Source organism: Verrucomicrobiaceae bacterium (assembly GCA_016713035.1).
Taxonomy (GTDB): domain Bacteria; phylum Verrucomicrobiota; class Verrucomicrobiia; order Verrucomicrobiales; family Verrucomicrobiaceae; genus Prosthecobacter.
Genome location: JADJPW010000001.1, coordinates 1,562,856 through 1,581,079, shown reverse-complemented (window position 1 = coordinate 1,581,079; position 18,224 = coordinate 1,562,856). Strand labels below are relative to the sequence as shown.

The following is an 18,224-nucleotide window of genomic DNA, read 5'->3' as shown; positions in this document are numbered from 1 at the left end:
GCGTGGCGGCTCACAGGAAGCGCTTCACCCGATCGCGCACATCTTGCTCCAGTCGCTGGACGAATTTCGTGGAGAATTCGACCACGCAGAGGCTGTCGTCCTCGACGAGTGGAGTCATGTCCATGGCGAAATTCAGCAGCGTGGCGCTATCGGTCGTGTGGGAGTCGAAGTAGGTGGCATTGGCGTGGCGCAGGCCTTCTTCCGCTAGGTCGTAGCGCTTTCCGCCAGCGATCTGGCTGTCGAAGACGCCGAGGAGCGGACGCAGCAGATGGGGATGGTTATCGACACCGAGCATGACTTTGTCCTGGGCGAGCAGCCAGTCGAGCTTACGCCAGACCTCGCAGCCATAGACTTTCTTGGGGCGCATGTCCTTGGGGAGCTGGCGGATGGCCTCTAGGCAGCGCAATACGGTGGCGACGTGCGTGTCGTGGCGGTCACATGGATTGTGGAGATAAAGCACCTGCGGCTGGGCATGCTCGAGGATGAATTTTAAATCCGCTACACATGGCTCATGGCCAGGGCGCTTCACTTCCTCACTAGGATAGCCGAGCTGGATCTGAATGCTGTATTCACCGACGAAGGCAGCCTTCTGCTGCTCATGGAGGCGGACGAGCTGCATCTCCTCATCCGTGTAGCTGGCATAGGCACCTTTGCGCGGACTACCAGCACCATCGGTGACGACCACGCCGCCGAACCATTTGTCCTTGGTGTGAAAGCACTCGGTGATGCCATGATAGGCGGCGATTTCTAGGTCATCTTGATGCGAGACGATGCCTAGATGGGTCACGCGACGAAGGGCGGTCCATGAATCGGTGGTATCAGGAATGAAGACGTCGTGTTTGGGATGGCGGAATTGCATGGCAGTGACCAAGAATGGCGAGATATGGAGCAAAGCCAAATTTTCGTGTCTTACTTTCTTATCCTCCGAAGGATTCTAACCGCTGATGAGACGCTAACGCGACGCTGATCACAGAATCATACCTCTTGATCAGCGTAATGGTGTAGCCGGGATCTGCTGGGACATGGCGGCGGCTTGATCTGGTGTGGTCTGGCTTTCAGGAATGCCCCCTCAAGGGGTAACGAGCCATGGTCTGCAACGATGAGTCAACTTTAAGTCTGGTTACTAATTCAGAGCTGTTTCAGTACGGCTGCGTAGTTCTTCTCGAAGTTCTCCATGGCGTCCACGCGCGTGATGCCAGCCGCTTTGAGCTTTTCAGCCTCAGCCTTGGCTTCCTGCACCAGCTCACGCGCCTCCAGGCTGTGACGGCGGAGTCGCTTTTGGTTTTGCGCGATCTCTGCCCGCAGAAATGAAATGAGACGCATACCGATTCCAGGCACTTGCGCCGCCTCGGCGGCGATTTCGGACGGGATAGGGGTGATGTCAGTGATGCTCATGGGAGGATGATACTTTTTTCATGGATGCTGGTCAACGCCTCTTCTTTGCCTTTGCAGTCTCGTTCTACAGAACGAGAGGGTTTGGGAAAGCTATCCACTGCCCGGAGACGCCCGCCTTCCGCAGTCTGGCGGCTACGCCTACGGGCGATGCTCAATCCTACTGCTTGATCAGCGCGATGGCGCGTGTGGGCATCTGCTGGCGCAGCGCTTCGGCTTGATCTGGGGTGATCTGGCTTTCAGGAATGCCTTCTCAAGGAGTAACGAGCCATGTTCTGCAACGATGAGTCAACTTTAAGCCTGGTTACTTGCTGTGGTTACTTGCTGTTAGCGAAAGCGACCAGAAAGCCCGTGTCAGCGATGCCTCTCATGCTTTGGAGAAGCCTTTGCGCTGACTGAGATTGCGTGGGCCTGTGACTGCACCTGCCAGCTTCATGAAGGGTTTGGCGGCGGAGGTATGCTTTCTTTCTTCTTCCAGCTTTGCCCGCACGAGTCTCTGCGGGGTCGTTCCCTCGCGTGTGGCTTGTTCCTCCAGCCAGCCAGAAAGCCCGGTGGGGATGCGAATGGTGATGGATTGGCTCATGCTGATGAGTTTAACGAGGGGCCGAATCGGGGTCAAGCGGGCTTTGGTCATGGCTTAATCATAGCTCTTGATCAGTGCGGTCTTGCAGTCTGGCATCAGCTTCCGCAGGGCTTCGGCTTGATCTGGGATGAGTTGGCTTTCTGGAATGCCATCTCAAGAAGTAACGAGTGATGGTCTGCAATGATGAATCATACCTTAAGTCTGGCTACTTATTCGAGGGCCGCACCTTGACCAACGGTGAAGATGTTGCAGTCAGGGAGTGCGGCACGCAGCATTTGGATTGCGGTTGCAGTTACCTTTGTTCTACCCAGTCGCAGTTGCTTGAGGCGCTTAAACGATGCGAGCGTTTTGGCCGCTGCATCCGTGATGTCACAGTTGGTGAAGTCCAGGGAGATGTAGTCCTGTCTTGAATTGAGCTCAGCCACCCCCTGATCCGTAATCATTGTGTTGTCGAAATTAAGCACACAGAGTGAAGGCAAGGCGGTGATGATCTTCAGGCAGGAGTCATTCACCTTTGTGCCCGTAAATTGAATATTGTTGATCTGCCTCAAGACTCGGAGTTGTTCGATGCCTTTGGAGGTAAATGCCTTCTGGTGTGCCAATGAAAGCACATGGACTTCAGGCAATAGGGCCAACAGCTCAAAATCGCTATCCAATATTGGCCTATGCGTTCTTAAAGCGCTGAGTGCGATTTCACTCACGATGAATGGGGCTGGAAGTTGAGAGATCTCGGAAATGACTTGGGTTTGTCCAGATAGATGTGGATTGTTTACTCTAATCAGCGCACCCAATTTTAACAATCCAGCGATAGCATCCATGCGGGTGAGTGGCCCGCTTGGCGGGACCTGACTTTCTTGACGGGCGCTATCGAACGGGTGCAGCACCGTTCCTCCAGCGAGTTCGAGAGCTTTGGCCACACTTGCTTCGCTCCGGTTGAGCGGGCCGCTTTGATCCCGTTTACGGAGCCCAAAGAACATCCCCAGCGCGATGATCGCAACGCCCATCACGAGGCCAAAGACGAGCGCGGCTCGGGGTCTCGTAGCGCCACTCGCAAGAGTGTGGCCTGCGGGTCTGTAGGCCCCTTTCTCGTCCTCCGCCTCCACGTCCTTGCGGACGCGGCTACTCAGCGCGATCCCGCTCACCGCGCTTTTGACCTCACTCGCCTTTTGATAACGGTCTTCGGGGTTACTTTGCATCGCCTGGCCCACGATGTCGTCCCACTGGGGGTGTACATCAGCCCGTTGTGAGGGTGGTTTCCAAACGCCGCGCGGGAGTTGGCCGGTGATCATCTGGTAGATCATCACGCCGAGGGCATAGATGTCCGCGCGGTGGTCGATCTCCGCACTCGGGTCGAACTGCTCCGGCGCAGCATAATCGGGCGTACCCATGCCAGATCCCGTCTGCGTTTGAAAGCCATTCTTCACGTCAAAGTGTTTCGCCAATCCAAAGTCCGCCATCTTGATGCGCCCCTCCCGCGTCAGCATAATGTTACTCGGCTTGATGTCGCGGTGCACGATACCGTGGTCATGGGCAAATTGGAGCGCATCACAGATCTGCGGTAGCAGCGTCAGGGCCATCTCCTGCGTCATGCGGTTGGTGCGGATCACCTCCATGAGGTCCGCTCCATCCACCAGCTCCATGACGATGTAGAGGTAATCGGGACCTGCCTCCCCGTAGTCGATGACGCTGACGATGTTGGGGTGATTCAGCTTGGCCATGGCCAGCGCCTCCCGGCGAAAGCGCTCCTCAAAGCCGTGGTCCCTACCCTGATCACGCTTCATGATCTTGATGGCCACCGGGCGCTGGAGTCTCACTTGAGTGCCCTTGTAAACAGCCCCCATGCCTCCCTGTCCGAGAAAGCTTAGGACGATGTAATCCCCTTGCGGCAGCAGTGCCCCCAGCTCTTCCGGCAGGGGGATGCTAGGCACTCCCTCACGATGAGTGGGCACCGCCGGTCCCGTCACCGGAAGGGTGGCATCGGGGTCGGGGAGTGGCTTTGGTGAATCTGACATCGGAGGGACTTTGAATAGTTTGATGTTTAAATGCGCCACCTCAGCCTATGCTTGGAGGTCGGCAGACTAAGGTTCCACAATCTGGACATCTGGCCGCGCTTTCTGGAAGGCGGCGAGTTTGACGGGATCGATGGGTACATCCAGCCTGCCTCTCTCCGGCAATATGAGTCGGTTGAGCGACTTGATGCCAGCCAACGTCGGCAGCAGGTCATTAAGGACCTTTCCGTCTTTTTGGTGTGCGAAGACCAGCGTACCCACTGCACTCTTCGGATGCATGGCACTCAGGTAGTTTTCAGGATAAGTGCAGCCCCTAAGCGCAAGCTGCCCGCATTCCACTAAACCCACTGCCCTGACAACGGCGTCATTGGCTAAAATACATCCTTCTAAAACTAACTCGTCCGTCAAAGGACGTACTCCCTCGAGGCTTTTCACAAAATTCTGACTGAGAACCATGTAGAGTATTGCGAGTCTTGTGAGTTTGCGAAATCCAGTAAAATCAATGGGATCCAGTTCCAAACGGGCAGCCACATCAGATGGTCCGCGTAGAAACAGTCTTTCCAAGTTGGGCAACTTGGCCAACGCTGAAATGCTGGATGCTTTGAGTATTTTGGGATCAATGTAGATCCCTAATCCTCGAAGTTGTTTCATGGTGCTGAGTTGCAGCACGAACGCATCATCACAATCTTTAACAATATCGATGGATGTTAGACGCGGATGCGAGATGATGATCTGCCGGGCCTTTGCCGACAGTGTCTTTTGGGTATTGATATCAAGTGTTTCCAATTTAGTCAGCAATGCCAGTTTTTCCCATCCCTCGGGTTCTGGGCTCATGCCATTGTCGATATGAACTTTTAGTTCCTTGAACTTAGGCCAGGAAGCGCAGACATCTAGAAAAGAGGTGCTCAGAAAGGTATCTTGCAAAGTCAGACTCTCCATTTTTTCTAGGCCCGACAGGAGCTTCATCTGAGCATCATCAAATGCCTTTAAACTCGGAGTAGTCGCGGCATTCAACGTGATCTTAATCAGATCGAAGTTCTTGACTGGCATCTGAGCCATCCCTTTGATGTCAGTGCGTTTGCCTGACTGTTCAATGGTAACCCCGCCTCCGTGTTTGAGCACCAGTTCGGCGGCTTGTCGGTCGGCACCTGTCTTATCAGTGGCTTGTGCCATTGGTGCACTGGTTGAGTTAGTTGGTACCACTGCTGGAGCTGGGGAGCTTTCTGCAATGTTCAAGCCGTTGCGATAACCTTGGACTTTGAGGGCATCTGTAATGCTATTTTTCTTGGTAAGGTCAGCCTCAAGTTTCTTCAGTCGCACAAAGAGGGGGGTGGTCAGAAGCTTCAGATTGCTGGCCCGGATCTCTTCCAGCTTGGCGTAGGCCGTGCGGTAGATCTGGCGGAGGGCTTTGAGTGTCTCGATGGGCGTGGCATCATCCTCGGCGGGGATCGGACAAGGAGCGGCGGCATCCTGCAGCCGGGTATCGGAGGGCTGACGAGTAGAAGTCGTCACTCCTTGGACGAGCTTCTTCTCGGCCTCCAGCGCGATGACGCCATCGAGATGCCCGGCCTTCTTTTCGTCGGCGATCTTGCGGTCGAGGCCGCCGAGGTAGCCGCTGTTCAGCTTCGCCACATCGGCCTCGAAGGGAGCAGTGACGCGCTCGGCCTGAAGCTTCACGAACTGATCGTGCAGCACCTTCAGCTCCGGGATGGCGGCTATGGCATCCTCCTCCTTCGCCCGCTCGGCCCTCTGCAACTCCTGCTTCGCAGCGAGGGCGCGGAGGTCGTTGCCTTTTTCATCGACGCCGAGGATGCGGAGGGCTTCGGCTTCGGGGAGGCCGTCGAGGTTGATGACTTCGACGTCGCGGATGGGCGCAGATCCTTGGATGTGGGCAACTCCTTCTGGGCAAAGTGCGTCTTGGGCAAAGCCTACGACTTGGGTGTCATAGCGCCCAATGAGCTTGCCACCCACCACGCCAAATTCCAGGATATACTCGCCACCATCTGAAACTCCGTCTTTCACTGGCATATCAAAGAGTTTCGTTTCCTGGTTTTTGCCAGCATCCCGGCTGAGGCAACTCATCATGCCTTGGAAATATCGCAGCATGTACATGCCAGTGCCGCCGGTTATTTGGCGACGGACTACGATCTGGTTTTGGGCACTTGATTTGCGGCGAAACCGGGCCTTCACAGCGTAGTTGCCGGTTAGGACGGATGGAAAACGGAGCCATTTGGCCGAGGCAGCCAAATCAATCCACCCATCCTCAAACTTCACGCCGCTGTCCGGCTGTCGCAGGTCCGCAGGCAGGTCCTCAAGCTTCGTGAACAGCTTTACCCACTGACCGGGCGGCAAGGCACCCGGATTTGTAACGGGCGACTTAGTCTCTGAAACGGGTGGGGTGGCAGTAGGAGTGCTGGCAACCGTAGGCGAGCGAAGATCATTGCCCTTCTCATCCACGCCGAGGATTTTGAGCGCTTCGGCTTCCGGGATGCCATCGAGGTTGATGACTTCGATGTCGCGAATGGAGTGATTGATTGACACAACCGGCATTGGGTTGGCCACGTGCGCTTTCACCACAGGCAATAGGCTGTCATCAATTCGTCCGAACAATCGGGAGCCATAAGACGCGAACTCAAACTTCACCATTTTGTCCGCATCAATATTGACTGCGGCCGGCAACTCTGATCCAACACTCAATTGCCCTGATGGTAGCGATTGCTCGATTCGTGGAATGCCAGTCTGGGGCAGGATCGTGATTCTTTCCCATAGATTCGGCGTTTCACCGTCAAAGCGTAGTGCTCCTAAAGACTTACTGTTGCCTTTGTTGCGCCGAAGAATACCCCGAATTCCCCATTGGGAACCTTTGGATTGAATTCCTACATTGACCTCACGTGCAGGTGAGGCTGAAAAGAAACCGTCTTCAAGAGTTACGCCGCTTTTCGAATTGCGCAGACCTTCGGGAAAGTCTTCCATGTTTGAGAATACCTTCACCCATTTCCCGGGCGGAAAGACAGGGGCGGGAGCCTTCGCTATCGCAGAAGCCGTCGAAGGCGGGGAAGACGGGGAAGAAATCAATGGCTTGGGCGGTGGCTCGGGGGCCAGCTTTGGGACGGTGCCTGTGCTCGTTCCGCTCGACGGAGCGGGCGGACTACTTTGCTTCGCCGTTTTGCCGCCGCTGAGCATGACGAACGCGCCAACACCGAGTGCGGCGGCGGCTCCGAGGCCGATCCACAGGCCAGTTTTTGAATTTTTGGCACCTGATTCGACGGGGAGGGGCTTTTTCGTGGGCTGGGCTGGAGCGCGGGGCTGCGGTGGTTCCTGTTGCACAGCAACAGGGCTACTTTTGGCCATTCCGGCGCTGGAATAGTGCTGAAGGTCCGGCGCGGGCACGGCGGGCATCAAAAGCGTGTCGAGGTGCTGGCGCAGCTCCGAAGCGCTGCTGTGACGTGCCTCGCGGTCATACTGCATGGCTTTGACAATGATGTCATCAAAGCGGCGGTCTGTGCCGGGGACGACGACGCTGACCGGATGCCAGGCACCGCGTGGGATCTGCCCGGTGAGCATCTGGTAAAGCATGACGCCCACGGCGTAGAGGTCAGCACGGCCATCCACGGGCATGCCGGTGATGAGGGCCTCTGGAGCCACGAAGTCGGGCGTGCCGACAGCCATGTTGCTCTTGGTGAAGCCGTGGTCATCGTTCGCCATCTTCGCCAGGCCGAAGTCGGCCACTTTCACGCGGCCCTGCGTATCGACCATGATGTTCGCGGGCTTGATGTCGCGGTGGATGAGGCCATTCGCATGCGCATAGGCTAGGGCATCACAGACATGGGCGGTGATGGCGTGCGCGTGCTGCGGCGGCAGCTTGCCAGAGCTGGCGATCATCTGATGCACGTCCGTGCCCTGTACATACTCCATGACGAAGTAGAGCAGCCCGCCGGGCGTCTCCCCGGCGTCATACACAGCGATGATGCCGGGATGATTCAGCCGCGCCATGACCTGGGCCTCGGCCTTGAAGCGCTCGCCGTAGCTCATGTCTGCGTCTTCGATGCTCGGTGGCAGCAGCTTGATGGCGACCTCGCGCTTGAGTGATTTCTGCCGGGCGTGATACACCGCACCCATGCCGCCCCGTCCGAGCAGGCCCAGGATTTCATACTGCGGCAGCTCCGGCGCAAGGTCTTCCGGCGCAGGAGGCTGCCAGGGTTTTCCAGGTGTGCTTGATGAGAACGAGGAGGACATAACGGGAGGATTGTGAAGGGCTAAGAAGAAATGTCGAGCGTCTAGACAGGGGGCCTAGAAGCCTATCCGTTAGCCTAAGGGGGTGCTACTCGTTATTTTCCGCAGGCTTTGTTACGATGAGATGCACGTATCGCACACTGGGGCGGCTCAGAAGGGCGAAGCGCAGCGGCTTTCTCCAAAAACCGCAGCGTGAGCGATTGACCCAGCCTTTCGCTGCGTTCAATGACTCCCCTCCTCCTTTTCTCTGAATGTGGCTGTCTGATACTTCGGTGCGTCGTCCGGTGCTGGCTTTGGTGATGAATCTCATCCTCGTGGCCTTCGGCATCGTCGCGTACACGCGGCTGCCGCTACGAGAGTTCCCGGATGTGGAGCCGCCCATCGTCACGGTGGAGACTTATTACCGTGGTGCAGCGGCATCGGTGGTGGAGCGGCGCATCACGCAGCGGCTGGAGGATCGCATTTCACAGGTGGAGGCCATCGAAAACATCTCCTCGATCAGTACAGATGGTAAATCCGAGATCACGGTCGAGTTCACTCTGGGGCGTGATCTGGATGCGGCTGCCAATGATATACGCGAGGCAATCAGCCCCATACTATCGACCTTCCCAGCCGAGGTGGAGCCGCCGAATGTCGGTAAGACGGAGCTGAGTGCTGAGGTGCTCATGTACCTGAACCTCACCAGCGATCATCGCGGCACTTTGGAGCTCACCGACTATGCGGAGCGCTATTTGGTGGATCGCTTTTCACGGCTGGAGGGTGTGGCGCGGGTTCGCATCAATGGAGGTAGTCGTTATGCCCTGCGAGTGTGGCTGGACCGTGAGGCGCTGGTGGCACGCGGACTCACTGCGCTGGATGTGGAAAAGGCGCTGCGCAGTGAAAATGTGGACCCACCGGCAGGCACGGTGCAGTCTCTGGATCGGCAATTCACGGTGAGGCTGAATCGCCAATACGGTAGTGTGGAGGACTTTGAAAAGCTCGTCGTCTTTCGTGGTGAAAATGGCTATCAAGTACGGCTGGGTGAGGTGGCACGCATCTCCTTGGGGGCGGAGGAGGCACGGACGGTTTTTAAAGGCAATCGCGTCTTGATGGTGAGCATCGGCATCATCCGCCAGTCACGCTCAAATCCCCTGGAGGTCGCCCGTGCCGTGCGTGCAGAGGCGGAGGAGATCCGCAAGACGCTGCCGCCGGATCTACGTCTGGAAAACAGCTACGACATCAGCCAATTCATCGAGGAATCACTGCATGAGGTGTATCGCACGCTCGGCATCGCATTGGTGTTGGTGGTGGTCATTATTTTCCTCTTCCTGGGCAGTTTCCGTGCGGTTTTGATCCCTACGGTGGCTGTGCCGGTGAGTGTTTTTGCCACCTGCCTCGTGTTACAGGCTTTGGGCTTCTCGATGAATACGCTGACGCTGCTGGCCTTTGTATTGGCCATCGGCCTCGTCGTGGATGATGCCATTGTGGTCTTGGAAAACATCCATCGCCGCATTGAGGAGGGTGAGAAGCCGCTGGTGGCTGCCTACAAAGGCACGCGGCAGGTAGCCTTTGCCGTGGTGGCGACGACGCTGGTGCTCATGAGTGTCTTTGTGCCTGTGGCGTTCATGCCGGGGGATACGGGGAAGATGTTTGCGGAGTTCAGTGTGACGCTGAGCATCGCGGTGGCTTTCAGCGGCTTCGTAGCACTCACTTTATCGCCGATGATGGCGTCGAAAATCCTGCGTGGCAGGGAAGGGGATGGGCTCATCGCTCGCTTGCTCGATCGCGTGTTTGGCGCGGTGCAGAGGAGCTACCGCTGGCTGCTCAGTCTGGCGCTGCACTTTCCGGCCTCCTCTTTCCCCATCGTCGCTGGACTCACGGCACTCTGCGTGTGGCTGCTGATGAGTATCCCGGATGAATTCATGCCGCGTGAGGATCGCGGTAGTTTCTTTGTCACCGCCACCTCTCCGCCAGGCACGACTTATGCTAATACGGCAGAGACGCTCGATAAGCTGACGGATCGGCTCATGTACCTCGTCGAGGATACAAAGGAGGCCACGCGGGTGAACTCGCGTGCACCGCGGAATTTTGGCTCCACGGCAGATTTTAATGAATCCATCGCGGTCGTGACCTTGCAGCCCTTTGGGCAGCGGCGTGACGGTTTCTCCATCATGGATGAGGTGCGGAAAAAAACCGCTGATATGACCGAGGGCAAGGTTTCTGTCATCATGCGCCAAGCGATCCTGCGCGGGCTGAACAAGCCAGTCGAGGTCGTGGTGAGCGGCCCGACCTTTGAGGAGCTGGCGCAGTGGCGTGACCTCATTTTGGCCAAAGGACGGCAAAATCCGCAGCTCATCGGCCTCGATTGTGATTACCGTGATACGAAGCCACAACTGCGCATCGACATTGATCAGGCGCGAGCTGCCGATCTCGGTGTTTCGAGTGCTGACATCGGCCTCACGCTCGAAACCATGCTCGGAGGCCGCCGTGCGACCACGTTCATCCATCAAGGTGAGGAATACGACGTGGTGCTGGAAGGCGGCTACGCGGACAAACGCAGCCCCGTGGACCTGAACAACCTCTTTGTGCGTAGCGACCGCACGAAGAAACTCATCCCTTTATCCAATCTGGTCAAAATGGAGGAATTCGCCGACAGCGGCACTTTGAATCGATACAACCGCATGCGCAGCATCACCTTCGATGCCGAGCTGGCACCGGGCTACAGCCTCGGAGAGGCCGTGACGTATTTAGAAGGACTGATCCGCGATACGCTGCCTGGCAGTGCCGTGATCGGCTACAAAGGCAATGCGCTGAAGCTGAAGCAGAATCAGGGCAGCATCGGTCTCGTCTTCGCTTTGGCACTGCTGATCGCCTTTTTGGTTCTAGCGGCGCAGTTTGAGAGTTTTGTGCATCCCTTCACCATCATGCTCACAGTGCCGATGGCTGTCGGTGGTGCTTTGTTGGGTCTGAAGCTCATGGGCATGAATCAGAGCATTCATAGCCAGATCGGCCTGATCATGCTGATCGGGCTGGCGGCGAAAAATGGCATTTTGATCGTCGAGTTCATCAATCAGCTCCGTGATGAAGGCGTGGCTTTCCGTGAGGCCATCCTCTCAGCCAGTGAGCAGCGTCTGCGCCCGATCATCATGACAGCGCTAGCCACCGTGATGGGGGCGCTGCCACTCATGCTCGGCAGTGGCGCTGGCTATGAAACCCGCCGCGTCGTCGGTGTCGTGATCGTCTTTGGTGTCAGTATCGCCACGCTGGTGACTCTGGTCCTGGTGCCGATGATGTATGCCCTGCTGGCAAAGCACACAGGCTCTCCGCACGATGCGAGCCGCAGACTGGATGAGGCAATGGAGGGCACGGAACCCTGAGTCCGGCTTTCAGGCTCATTTGCCACGGCCTTTCCAGGAGCGTTTCGGCTTTCCATGGGCTTTGAAGTGCTTTTTGGGAGCTGGGCGGTCGCTCTGCGGGCGTGTGGATGACTTTTGACTTTCTGCCGTGTTTTTCACGAGGGTGAAATCGACCTGCTTTTTGAAGCGGTCCACACTGCGCACTTGGACTTGCACGCGGTCACCGAGCTGGATGGTGCGGCCAGTGCGGCGGCCGATGAGCTTGCCGCTGGCGGGATCGAGCGTGTAAAAGTCATCCGTCATGGCGGAGAAGGGCACCACGCCACTGAGCCCGAGATCGGTGACATCGACAAAGAAGCCGAAATTCCGCACGTCGGTGACGAGTGCGTCGTAGGCGGTGGGGCGTTTCGTTTTGAGCTGCGCTTCGAGATAGGCGTAGAGCTTGACGTCTTTGCTATCACGCTCGGCATCGGCGCTGTTGCGCTCGGTCGCGGTGATGTGCTCAGCGATCAGCTTGGCATCGCCGGGTGTGGGCGGCTTTTCAAAGAGAGCGCGGTGGACGACGAGGTCTGCGTAGCGACGGATCGGTGAGGTGAAGTGTGTGTACTTTGTCTTGGCGAGTCCGTAGTGGCCGAGAGGCTCGACGGCGTAGCGGGCACGCATGAGTGAGCGGAGGAAGCCGATCTTCAAGGCTGCGCCGATGGGTAGGTCTGCCAGCCGGGCGAGGAGCTTTTGCACCTCCGGGCGATGCGTGAGATTCCCGCACGGCACGCGGTGGGCTAGCACGCCTTCACGGAAGTCATTGAGGCGTTTTTCCTTCGGGGATTCATGCACGCGATAGACGCATGGGCGATCTAGCTGCATGAGGCGGCCTGCGACAGCTTCATTAGCCAGGAGCATGTATTCCTCGATGAGCTGGTGCGATTCATCGTTTTCGATGCGCTCGATGCGGATGACTTTGCCCTGCTCGTCGAGGCGGATTTTGTTTTCCGGGAAATCGAGATCGAGGGAGCCATTTTTGAAGCGTTGGGCGCGGATACGCTGTGCCATGGCATGGGCATCATGCAGCATTTGCTCGATTTCGCCCTCTGGCGGACGCTGGAGCACGGCGAAGGCTTCTTTGTAAGTGAAGCGGCGTTTGCTGCGGATGACTGCGGCGTAGAATTTGGAGCTGACGACGTGGCCTTCTTTGCTGAGGACGAATTCGACGCATTTGGTGAGGCGATCGACGTCCGGTTTGAGAGAACAGAGCTCATTGCTGAGTGCCTCCGGGAGCATGGGGACCACGCGATCGACGAGATAGGTGGAATTGCCGCGTTTTTTGGCCTCCACATCGAGTGGGGAGCCGGGCTTCACGTAGTGTGAAACATCGGCGATGTGGACCCAGAGCCTCCATTGGCCATCGGGCTGCTTTTGGATGCAGATGGCGTCATCGAAGTCCTTCGCATCATCGGGGTCGATGGTGATGACGTTGTGCTTGCGGCAGTCGGTACGGCCCTTGCACTCATCGGCGCTGGGTTGGTTGTCTGGGCGTGATTTGGCGATGGTTTGGGCCTCGTGGAGCACGTTTTTCGGGAAATGCAGCACCAGGTCGTAATGACGGATGACGCTGAGCATATCGACGCCTTCGGCATCGGGCGGGCCGAGGACTTCGATGACTTCGCCTTCGGGCGGAGTCTGCGCATTGTCCCACACACCGAGTTCGACGACGACTTTATCGCCATGCAGGGCTTTGCGGCCCACGTCTTTCGGTGGCGGCACCATGACGGCGGCCGGCAGCCGTGGATCGTCTGGTTTGACAAAGAAAAGCTGTTTGGAGATTTGCAGTGTGCCGACGAATTGGGTGCGCTTCCGCTCTAGGACGCGGACGATGGTGCCTGTGTTCTCCTTGGGCGTGATGGGGCGCTGGAGGCCCTCAGCGCGGACATCGCGGCGCACGAGCACGCGGTCGCCATGCATGGCGGTGCCCATGTTGCGCTCGGTGATGGTGATTTCGCCCATTCCGGACTCATCTGGCTGGACGAAGCCCTTTCCAGCGCGGTTGACGGAGATGGTGCCGGGGATGAGATCAGCCTCGCGTGCGGCGATGTAGCGATTGCCTTTGGTGCGGATGATTTCGCCGCGTTTGGCCATGTCTTTGAGGTAGCGCTGGAGTTCCTGCTGCTGCCAGGCTTTGAGCTGGAGTGCCTGGAGGAGCTCAGGCACGTTGGATGGAGTGTAGTCGGCGCTGCCGAGGAGTTTGAGGATGTTTTGTTCCATAAATTGGAGGGTGTTGTTGGTGTTTCGGGCAGGGCAGGGGCGCTGGAGTGATCTCACCGCGAGTGTCCGCGTCGGGCGATGAGGTCAGGGGCATGATCCACGAGCTTCCGCCTGCTGTGAATGATGGAGACCGCCTTGATTTGCGCTCTGCGTGCCATGTGTGTCCGGGGGAGCTGGCTGGCCGTAGTTTTAAAAAGGCACCGCAGCAAGTCGGACGGGCGCACTCTTAGCATGCCCGAGTGATTGCGCAAGTTGCGCTTTGGCTGGCAACCCATGCGGACAGGGTCCGTAGCGCCGCCGCACTGCCCCTTGCTGATGCACGCTGGATGCGTGATGGTGTAGGCATGAGCTCGCTTCGACTTCTGATTCTGTGTCTTTTCACCATGCCAGTCTGGGCAGGCACTTTGGATGGTATCACGTTTGCGGCAGAGGCCGGGAAGATCTTTTTGCCCGTGCATGAAGCCATTCAGGAACTCAGGCTGCCCGTGCAGGTAGATGAGAAAGGTCATGTCACACAACTCGGCGCAGCGAGGATCAATCCGGGGTCACTGCGCCAACTGCTGGATGGCACGGAGCTGATCACCCTGGAGCATCTGGCCGCTGCGGGTGTCTCAGTGGCTGCGGCAGAGGCCGATGGCACGGTGAAGGTGGGGCAGATCTTCCGTGGATTCCGAGTGCGTGTAGCCGCGCACCGCGTGGAGATCAGTCTGGCGAAGCAAGTGCTGCAAGGCTGGCAGGGAGACAGGCTGGTGATTCAGACGCACATCAGCTCGGGTAAAAATGGTCGCACTCCGGCTGGTGAATTCCGCGCGGGGCCATTTCGCTCCAAGATGCATTTTTCCAGCCTGTACCAAAATGCACCGATGCCGTGGAGCGTGCAGATCAATGGCAACATTTTCATTCATGGCTTTAGCAGTGTGCCGAGCTACCCTGCCTCGCATGGCTGCATCCGCATGCCGCTGACGGCTGGGAATCCCGCCAAGTTTTTTTATGAATGGGTGCAGTCAGGCTCGCCTGTCAGTGTGACGAAAGAATAGGCTGGCCTTGCTGGCTTTGTATCGGCGTCAAAGCCCTGGGGCTGTCATTAAAGTCTTGCCATTCACGAGGCAGATTTGCAGAATGTAGGCCTGTATGCGCCTTTGCTCTGTCCTCTGCATTCTTTTCGTCAGCATCCTATTCGGTGTAGCCGATGAGGTGCCTCCGGTTAGTTATACGCCACAGCACGGCGATTTGGTTTTTCAGTCTTTGGCTCATGGCGCGGTCATTGATGCGATTGAAGGATGCACGGGATCGCCTTTTTCGCATTGTGGCATCGTGGTTAAAAAGGAGGGCGGTTGGTATGTGCTGGAGGCGATCGGGCCGGTGCAGGAGAAGCCGCTTTTGCGCTGGATTCACCAAGGTCGGGGAAAAGGCTTTGCGGTGCATCGCGTAAAGCCAGAACTCCAGAAAAATGTGCCCGCGATGATCGCCCAAGCTCGCAGGTTCCTGGGGCGGCCCTACGATATTCAGTATGAGCTCGATGACGCGAAGATCTACTGCTCGGAGCTGATCTACAAAGGCTGGCTTGCTGCTACTGGGCAAAAGATGGGGAAATTGGTCACGTTGGGCTCGCTCAAGTGGCAGCCTCATGAGCAAGTGATTCGCGAAATCGCTCATGGCCTGCCTTTGGAGCGTGAGATGATCACGCCGCGTGATCTGGCTGCTGCGCCACAGCTCCAGTCCGTGTTGCCACTGGCTGCGCATCGTCTGAATGTGCCAGCGGCGAAAAAGGTGGGTTTACTGAAGAAGTGATCGGATGGCACCTTCGTGGCCGATTTTGTTCACTTCCCACGCGCTAGCACGACGCGGAAGCCGATGGTGTTTTTGCGGGATTCCGGTGGGAGGCCTTGGCGCATGGAGGATTGGAGCTCATCAGGTGTCGCGCTGCGCCAGTTTCCTCCGCGCAGGGTGGCGAGAGGCGTTGGGGGCTTGTCGGTTTCGCTTTTTGGCTTGGCGGCGGGTTCGTAGTCGGTTTCCACCCACTCACTGACATTGCCTGCGAGTCCGCTGTAGCCATCTTTGCCCGGTTTGAGCGCGGCGACGCTGGCTAGGTGGGTGAACTTATCTTCATAGTCAGGGATGAAGCTATCGAGGCTGGCTTTCCGCGCTGCGACTGGGTCTGCGAGGTTGTCGATCTGCTCTGGTGGTGGCCAGTCATAGCCCCAGGGATAAACGCCGCGGATGCGGCCATTGCGCTCTGCCGGGGTGGCTCCACGCTCGGGCGGCAGGCCAGCGGCGCGGCTCCATTCCTCATCGGTCGGTAGGCGGTACACATCTTTCGCTCCGATGAGGCCTGCATTGCGCTCGCGCTCGGTGAGCCATTGGCAGAAAGCGCGGGCTTCTGCGCGGTCCACACCCGTGATGGGGAGGTTTGCGCCTTTGACATTGCCGCCTTCATCCATGCGTCCGGGTTTGCGTGCGCCGGTGGCGCGGCAGTACTCGACGTAGTCGCGATAGCGTGTCTCCCACGCGGCGAGCATGCTGTTGTCATCCAGTGGGACAAAGCGCATGCCGAGGCTGTTTGCGCTCCATTCACGGCCGAAGCTCACTGCTTTGCGTGTCTGCATGTCGGAGAAGAGCTCGGTGAGCTCGCCTTCCTTGATCTCGCCCTCTAACACGACATCGGCGAAGCCCTCCTCTCGCAATTCGACTTCGAATGCTCCAGTGCGCACGCGGGGTAGCTCCAGCGGTGTTTCGCCCAAGAGCTGCTCATGCATGAAGACGCGGACTTTTTCCGGCTGGGTGCGGATCACCACGCTGCCGTAGGTCTGGCGCTCGACTCGGAGGTGAAAGGCCTGCCAGTCTTTTTCACCATCGTCCGTGCTGTCGCCATCGATGTCGGGCATGTCGGGTGTCTCGGATTGCCCGCTTTCGACGAAGTAGAAGGGCTCTACGACATAATGGTGCTCCTGGCTGAGGTAGGCATCGTTGCGATCGGACTCCGTGACCCAATAGCGGAAGGCCTCTGCATCGCCCACGGGGACTACGACGATGTAGGCGCTCTCTTTGTCCTTGCTAGGCTGCCAGCGCACGACTTTGCCCTCAAAAGTCCGATTTTCTGCATCGAGGAAGCGTTTGAAGTGCTTCATCTCCACCGGATCGACACTGGTGTGACCACCTGCGGAGGGCTTGAAGATCATGCCCAGGCTGTTCATCCAGCGCTCACCTTTTTGCGGCAGGCGGGTGGTTTCTAGTTTCAGATCATAGACCGCAGGCTCTTTGGAGCTGGAGATATGCTCGATCTCCATCTGCTTATAGCCAGGTAGCATGAGCTGGTAGATGATCGGCACGTCCTCCACGGGATTGAGATCGAGAGGGGTCACTCCTAGCTTCTCCTGGCCGGAGAAAACAGTCGCTCCCGCTGGCTCGGTGGTGATGCGTAGGCGCGGCTGCTGCTGGCGCAGTGCCACAGCCTGCTGGGTGCGCTGTTTTTGCACCCACCACACGCCGGCCAGGGCTCCGATCACAGCCATCGCTGCCGCGCCAACGATCATCGCTGTCCACAGTGCACGCTTGCGCTGACTGGGCAGAGGTTGTCCGCGTAGAGCCAGGGCCATCTCATCTGCGCTGATGTGGCGGTCCTTTGCCTGGGGGGCGCAGGCCACGCAGATCACATCATGCAGTCTGCGCCACACATCCAGGCGGTCGCCGGTGTCTGCACAGGACGGCAGATCTGGGAAATCGAGCCGGTCTTTCCCTGTGCTCGCCTCATAGAGCACCATGCCGAGCGAAAACAGATCCGATGCCACGGAACCTGGCCCTTCAGGGGCAACAAAGCCCTCGGTGCCGACGAAGCTGCGCTGTCCGAGTAGCGCTACGAGCCCGATGTCTGCCAATCGGCACTTTCCATCAATGAAGACCAGATTCGACGGCTTTACGTCACGATGGATGAGCTTGTTTTGATGCAGGTAATCGAGTCCCTCTGCGATGTTCGCACCGATCTGGACGCAGCGCTCTGCGGTGATGCGCTTATCCCGCCGCATCTCCAGACCTAGCGTGTGTGGCAGGTAGGTCTCCTCGGTGATGTCTCGCCCGCGCTCGAGGTCATCTGCCAGCTCCATCACATAATAATAGAAGCCCTCCTGGGAGTTCCGCCCCACCTGCAAAATCGGCACTAGGCCCTCGTGGCGGCGGCTGATCGGCTCGTAGCGTTTGATCGCCTCGAACTCACGCTCGAATGAATCTGGTCGGTCATAATCCTCACGCCACACCACCTTCACTGCCCGCAGGGCTCCGGTGACGCTCCGTGCCATCCACACCTCACCGAATGCCCCACGGCCGATGAGACGGAGCGTCTCATGGTCACGGATATCAGGAGCGGTGCGCGTATTGGCCGGCATGTCTGGCACTCTACGAGAGGGAAAGCTCATCAGG

10 protein-coding genes are annotated in these 18,224 nt (G+C 57.9%); 3 read left to right on the top strand and 7 right to left on the bottom strand.

Annotated elements, in window-relative coordinates; translation table 11 throughout:
* Positions 1-10 precede the first annotated feature (10 nt).
* The 5 genes from IPK32_06760 to IPK32_06740 form a co-directional block, all read right to left on the bottom strand.
* Entirely contained in the window at positions 11-859 is an 849-nt protein-coding gene (locus IPK32_06760) for a PIG-L family deacetylase (protein MBK8091679.1), read from the bottom strand.
* Positions 860-1,128: 269 nt separating this feature from the next.
* Positions 1,129-1,395: a hypothetical protein gene (locus IPK32_06755; GenBank protein ID MBK8091678.1), complete on the bottom strand. Its 267-nt coding sequence runs from the start codon at positions 1,393-1,395 to the stop codon at positions 1,129-1,131.
* A gap of 364 nt (positions 1,396-1,759) precedes the next feature.
* Positions 1,760-1,975: a hypothetical protein gene (locus IPK32_06750; GenBank protein MBK8091677.1), complete on the bottom strand. Its 216-nt coding sequence runs from the start codon at positions 1,973-1,975 to the stop codon at positions 1,760-1,762.
* Positions 1,976-2,184: 209 nt separating this feature from the next.
* Positions 2,185-3,987 (bottom strand): protein kinase, encoded by a 1,803-nt coding sequence (locus tag IPK32_06745; GenBank protein ID MBK8091676.1) that lies wholly within the window; start codon positions 3,985-3,987, stop codon positions 2,185-2,187.
* Positions 3,988-4,053: 66 nt separating this feature from the next.
* Complete coding sequence (locus IPK32_06740) at positions 4,054-8,220, bottom strand: serine/threonine protein kinase (GenBank protein MBK8091675.1); 4,167 nt, start codon at positions 8,218-8,220, stop codon at positions 4,054-4,056.
* A 248-nt stretch (positions 8,221-8,468) separates the two neighbouring features.
* Between IPK32_06740 and IPK32_06735 the strand changes: the two genes are divergently transcribed.
* The gene (locus IPK32_06735) at positions 8,469-11,573 is read left to right on the top strand and encodes an efflux RND transporter permease subunit (protein MBK8091674.1); all 3,105 of its coding nucleotides are present in this window, start codon (positions 8,469-8,471) and stop codon (positions 11,571-11,573) included.
* A 15-nt stretch (positions 11,574-11,588) separates the two neighbouring features.
* Here IPK32_06735 and rnr read toward each other — a convergent pair whose 3' ends face one another.
* Positions 11,589-13,811 carry a ribonuclease R gene (gene rnr / locus IPK32_06730; protein MBK8091673.1) on the bottom strand — a complete coding sequence of 741 codons (2,223 nt, stop codon included), beginning with the start codon at positions 13,809-13,811 and terminating at the stop codon, positions 11,589-11,591.
* Positions 13,812-14,194: 383 nt separating this feature from the next.
* Here rnr and IPK32_06725 point away from each other — a divergent pair, with 383 nt between their 5' ends.
* Complete coding sequence (locus IPK32_06725; GenBank protein MBK8091672.1) at positions 14,195-14,848, top strand: L,D-transpeptidase; 654 nt, start codon at positions 14,195-14,197, stop codon at positions 14,846-14,848.
* 94 nt (positions 14,849-14,942) lie between these two features.
* Positions 14,943-15,602 (top strand): hypothetical protein, encoded by a 660-nt coding sequence (locus IPK32_06720; protein ID MBK8091671.1) that lies wholly within the window; start codon positions 14,943-14,945, stop codon positions 15,600-15,602.
* 29 nt (positions 15,603-15,631) lie between these two features.
* Here the strand turns inward: IPK32_06720 and IPK32_06715 are convergent, their stop codons facing one another.
* The gene (locus IPK32_06715; GenBank protein ID MBK8091670.1) at positions 15,632-18,220 is read right to left on the bottom strand and encodes an SUMF1/EgtB/PvdO family nonheme iron enzyme; all 2,589 of its coding nucleotides are present in this window, start codon (positions 18,218-18,220) and stop codon (positions 15,632-15,634) included.
* Positions 18,221-18,224: the final 4 nt, after the last annotated feature.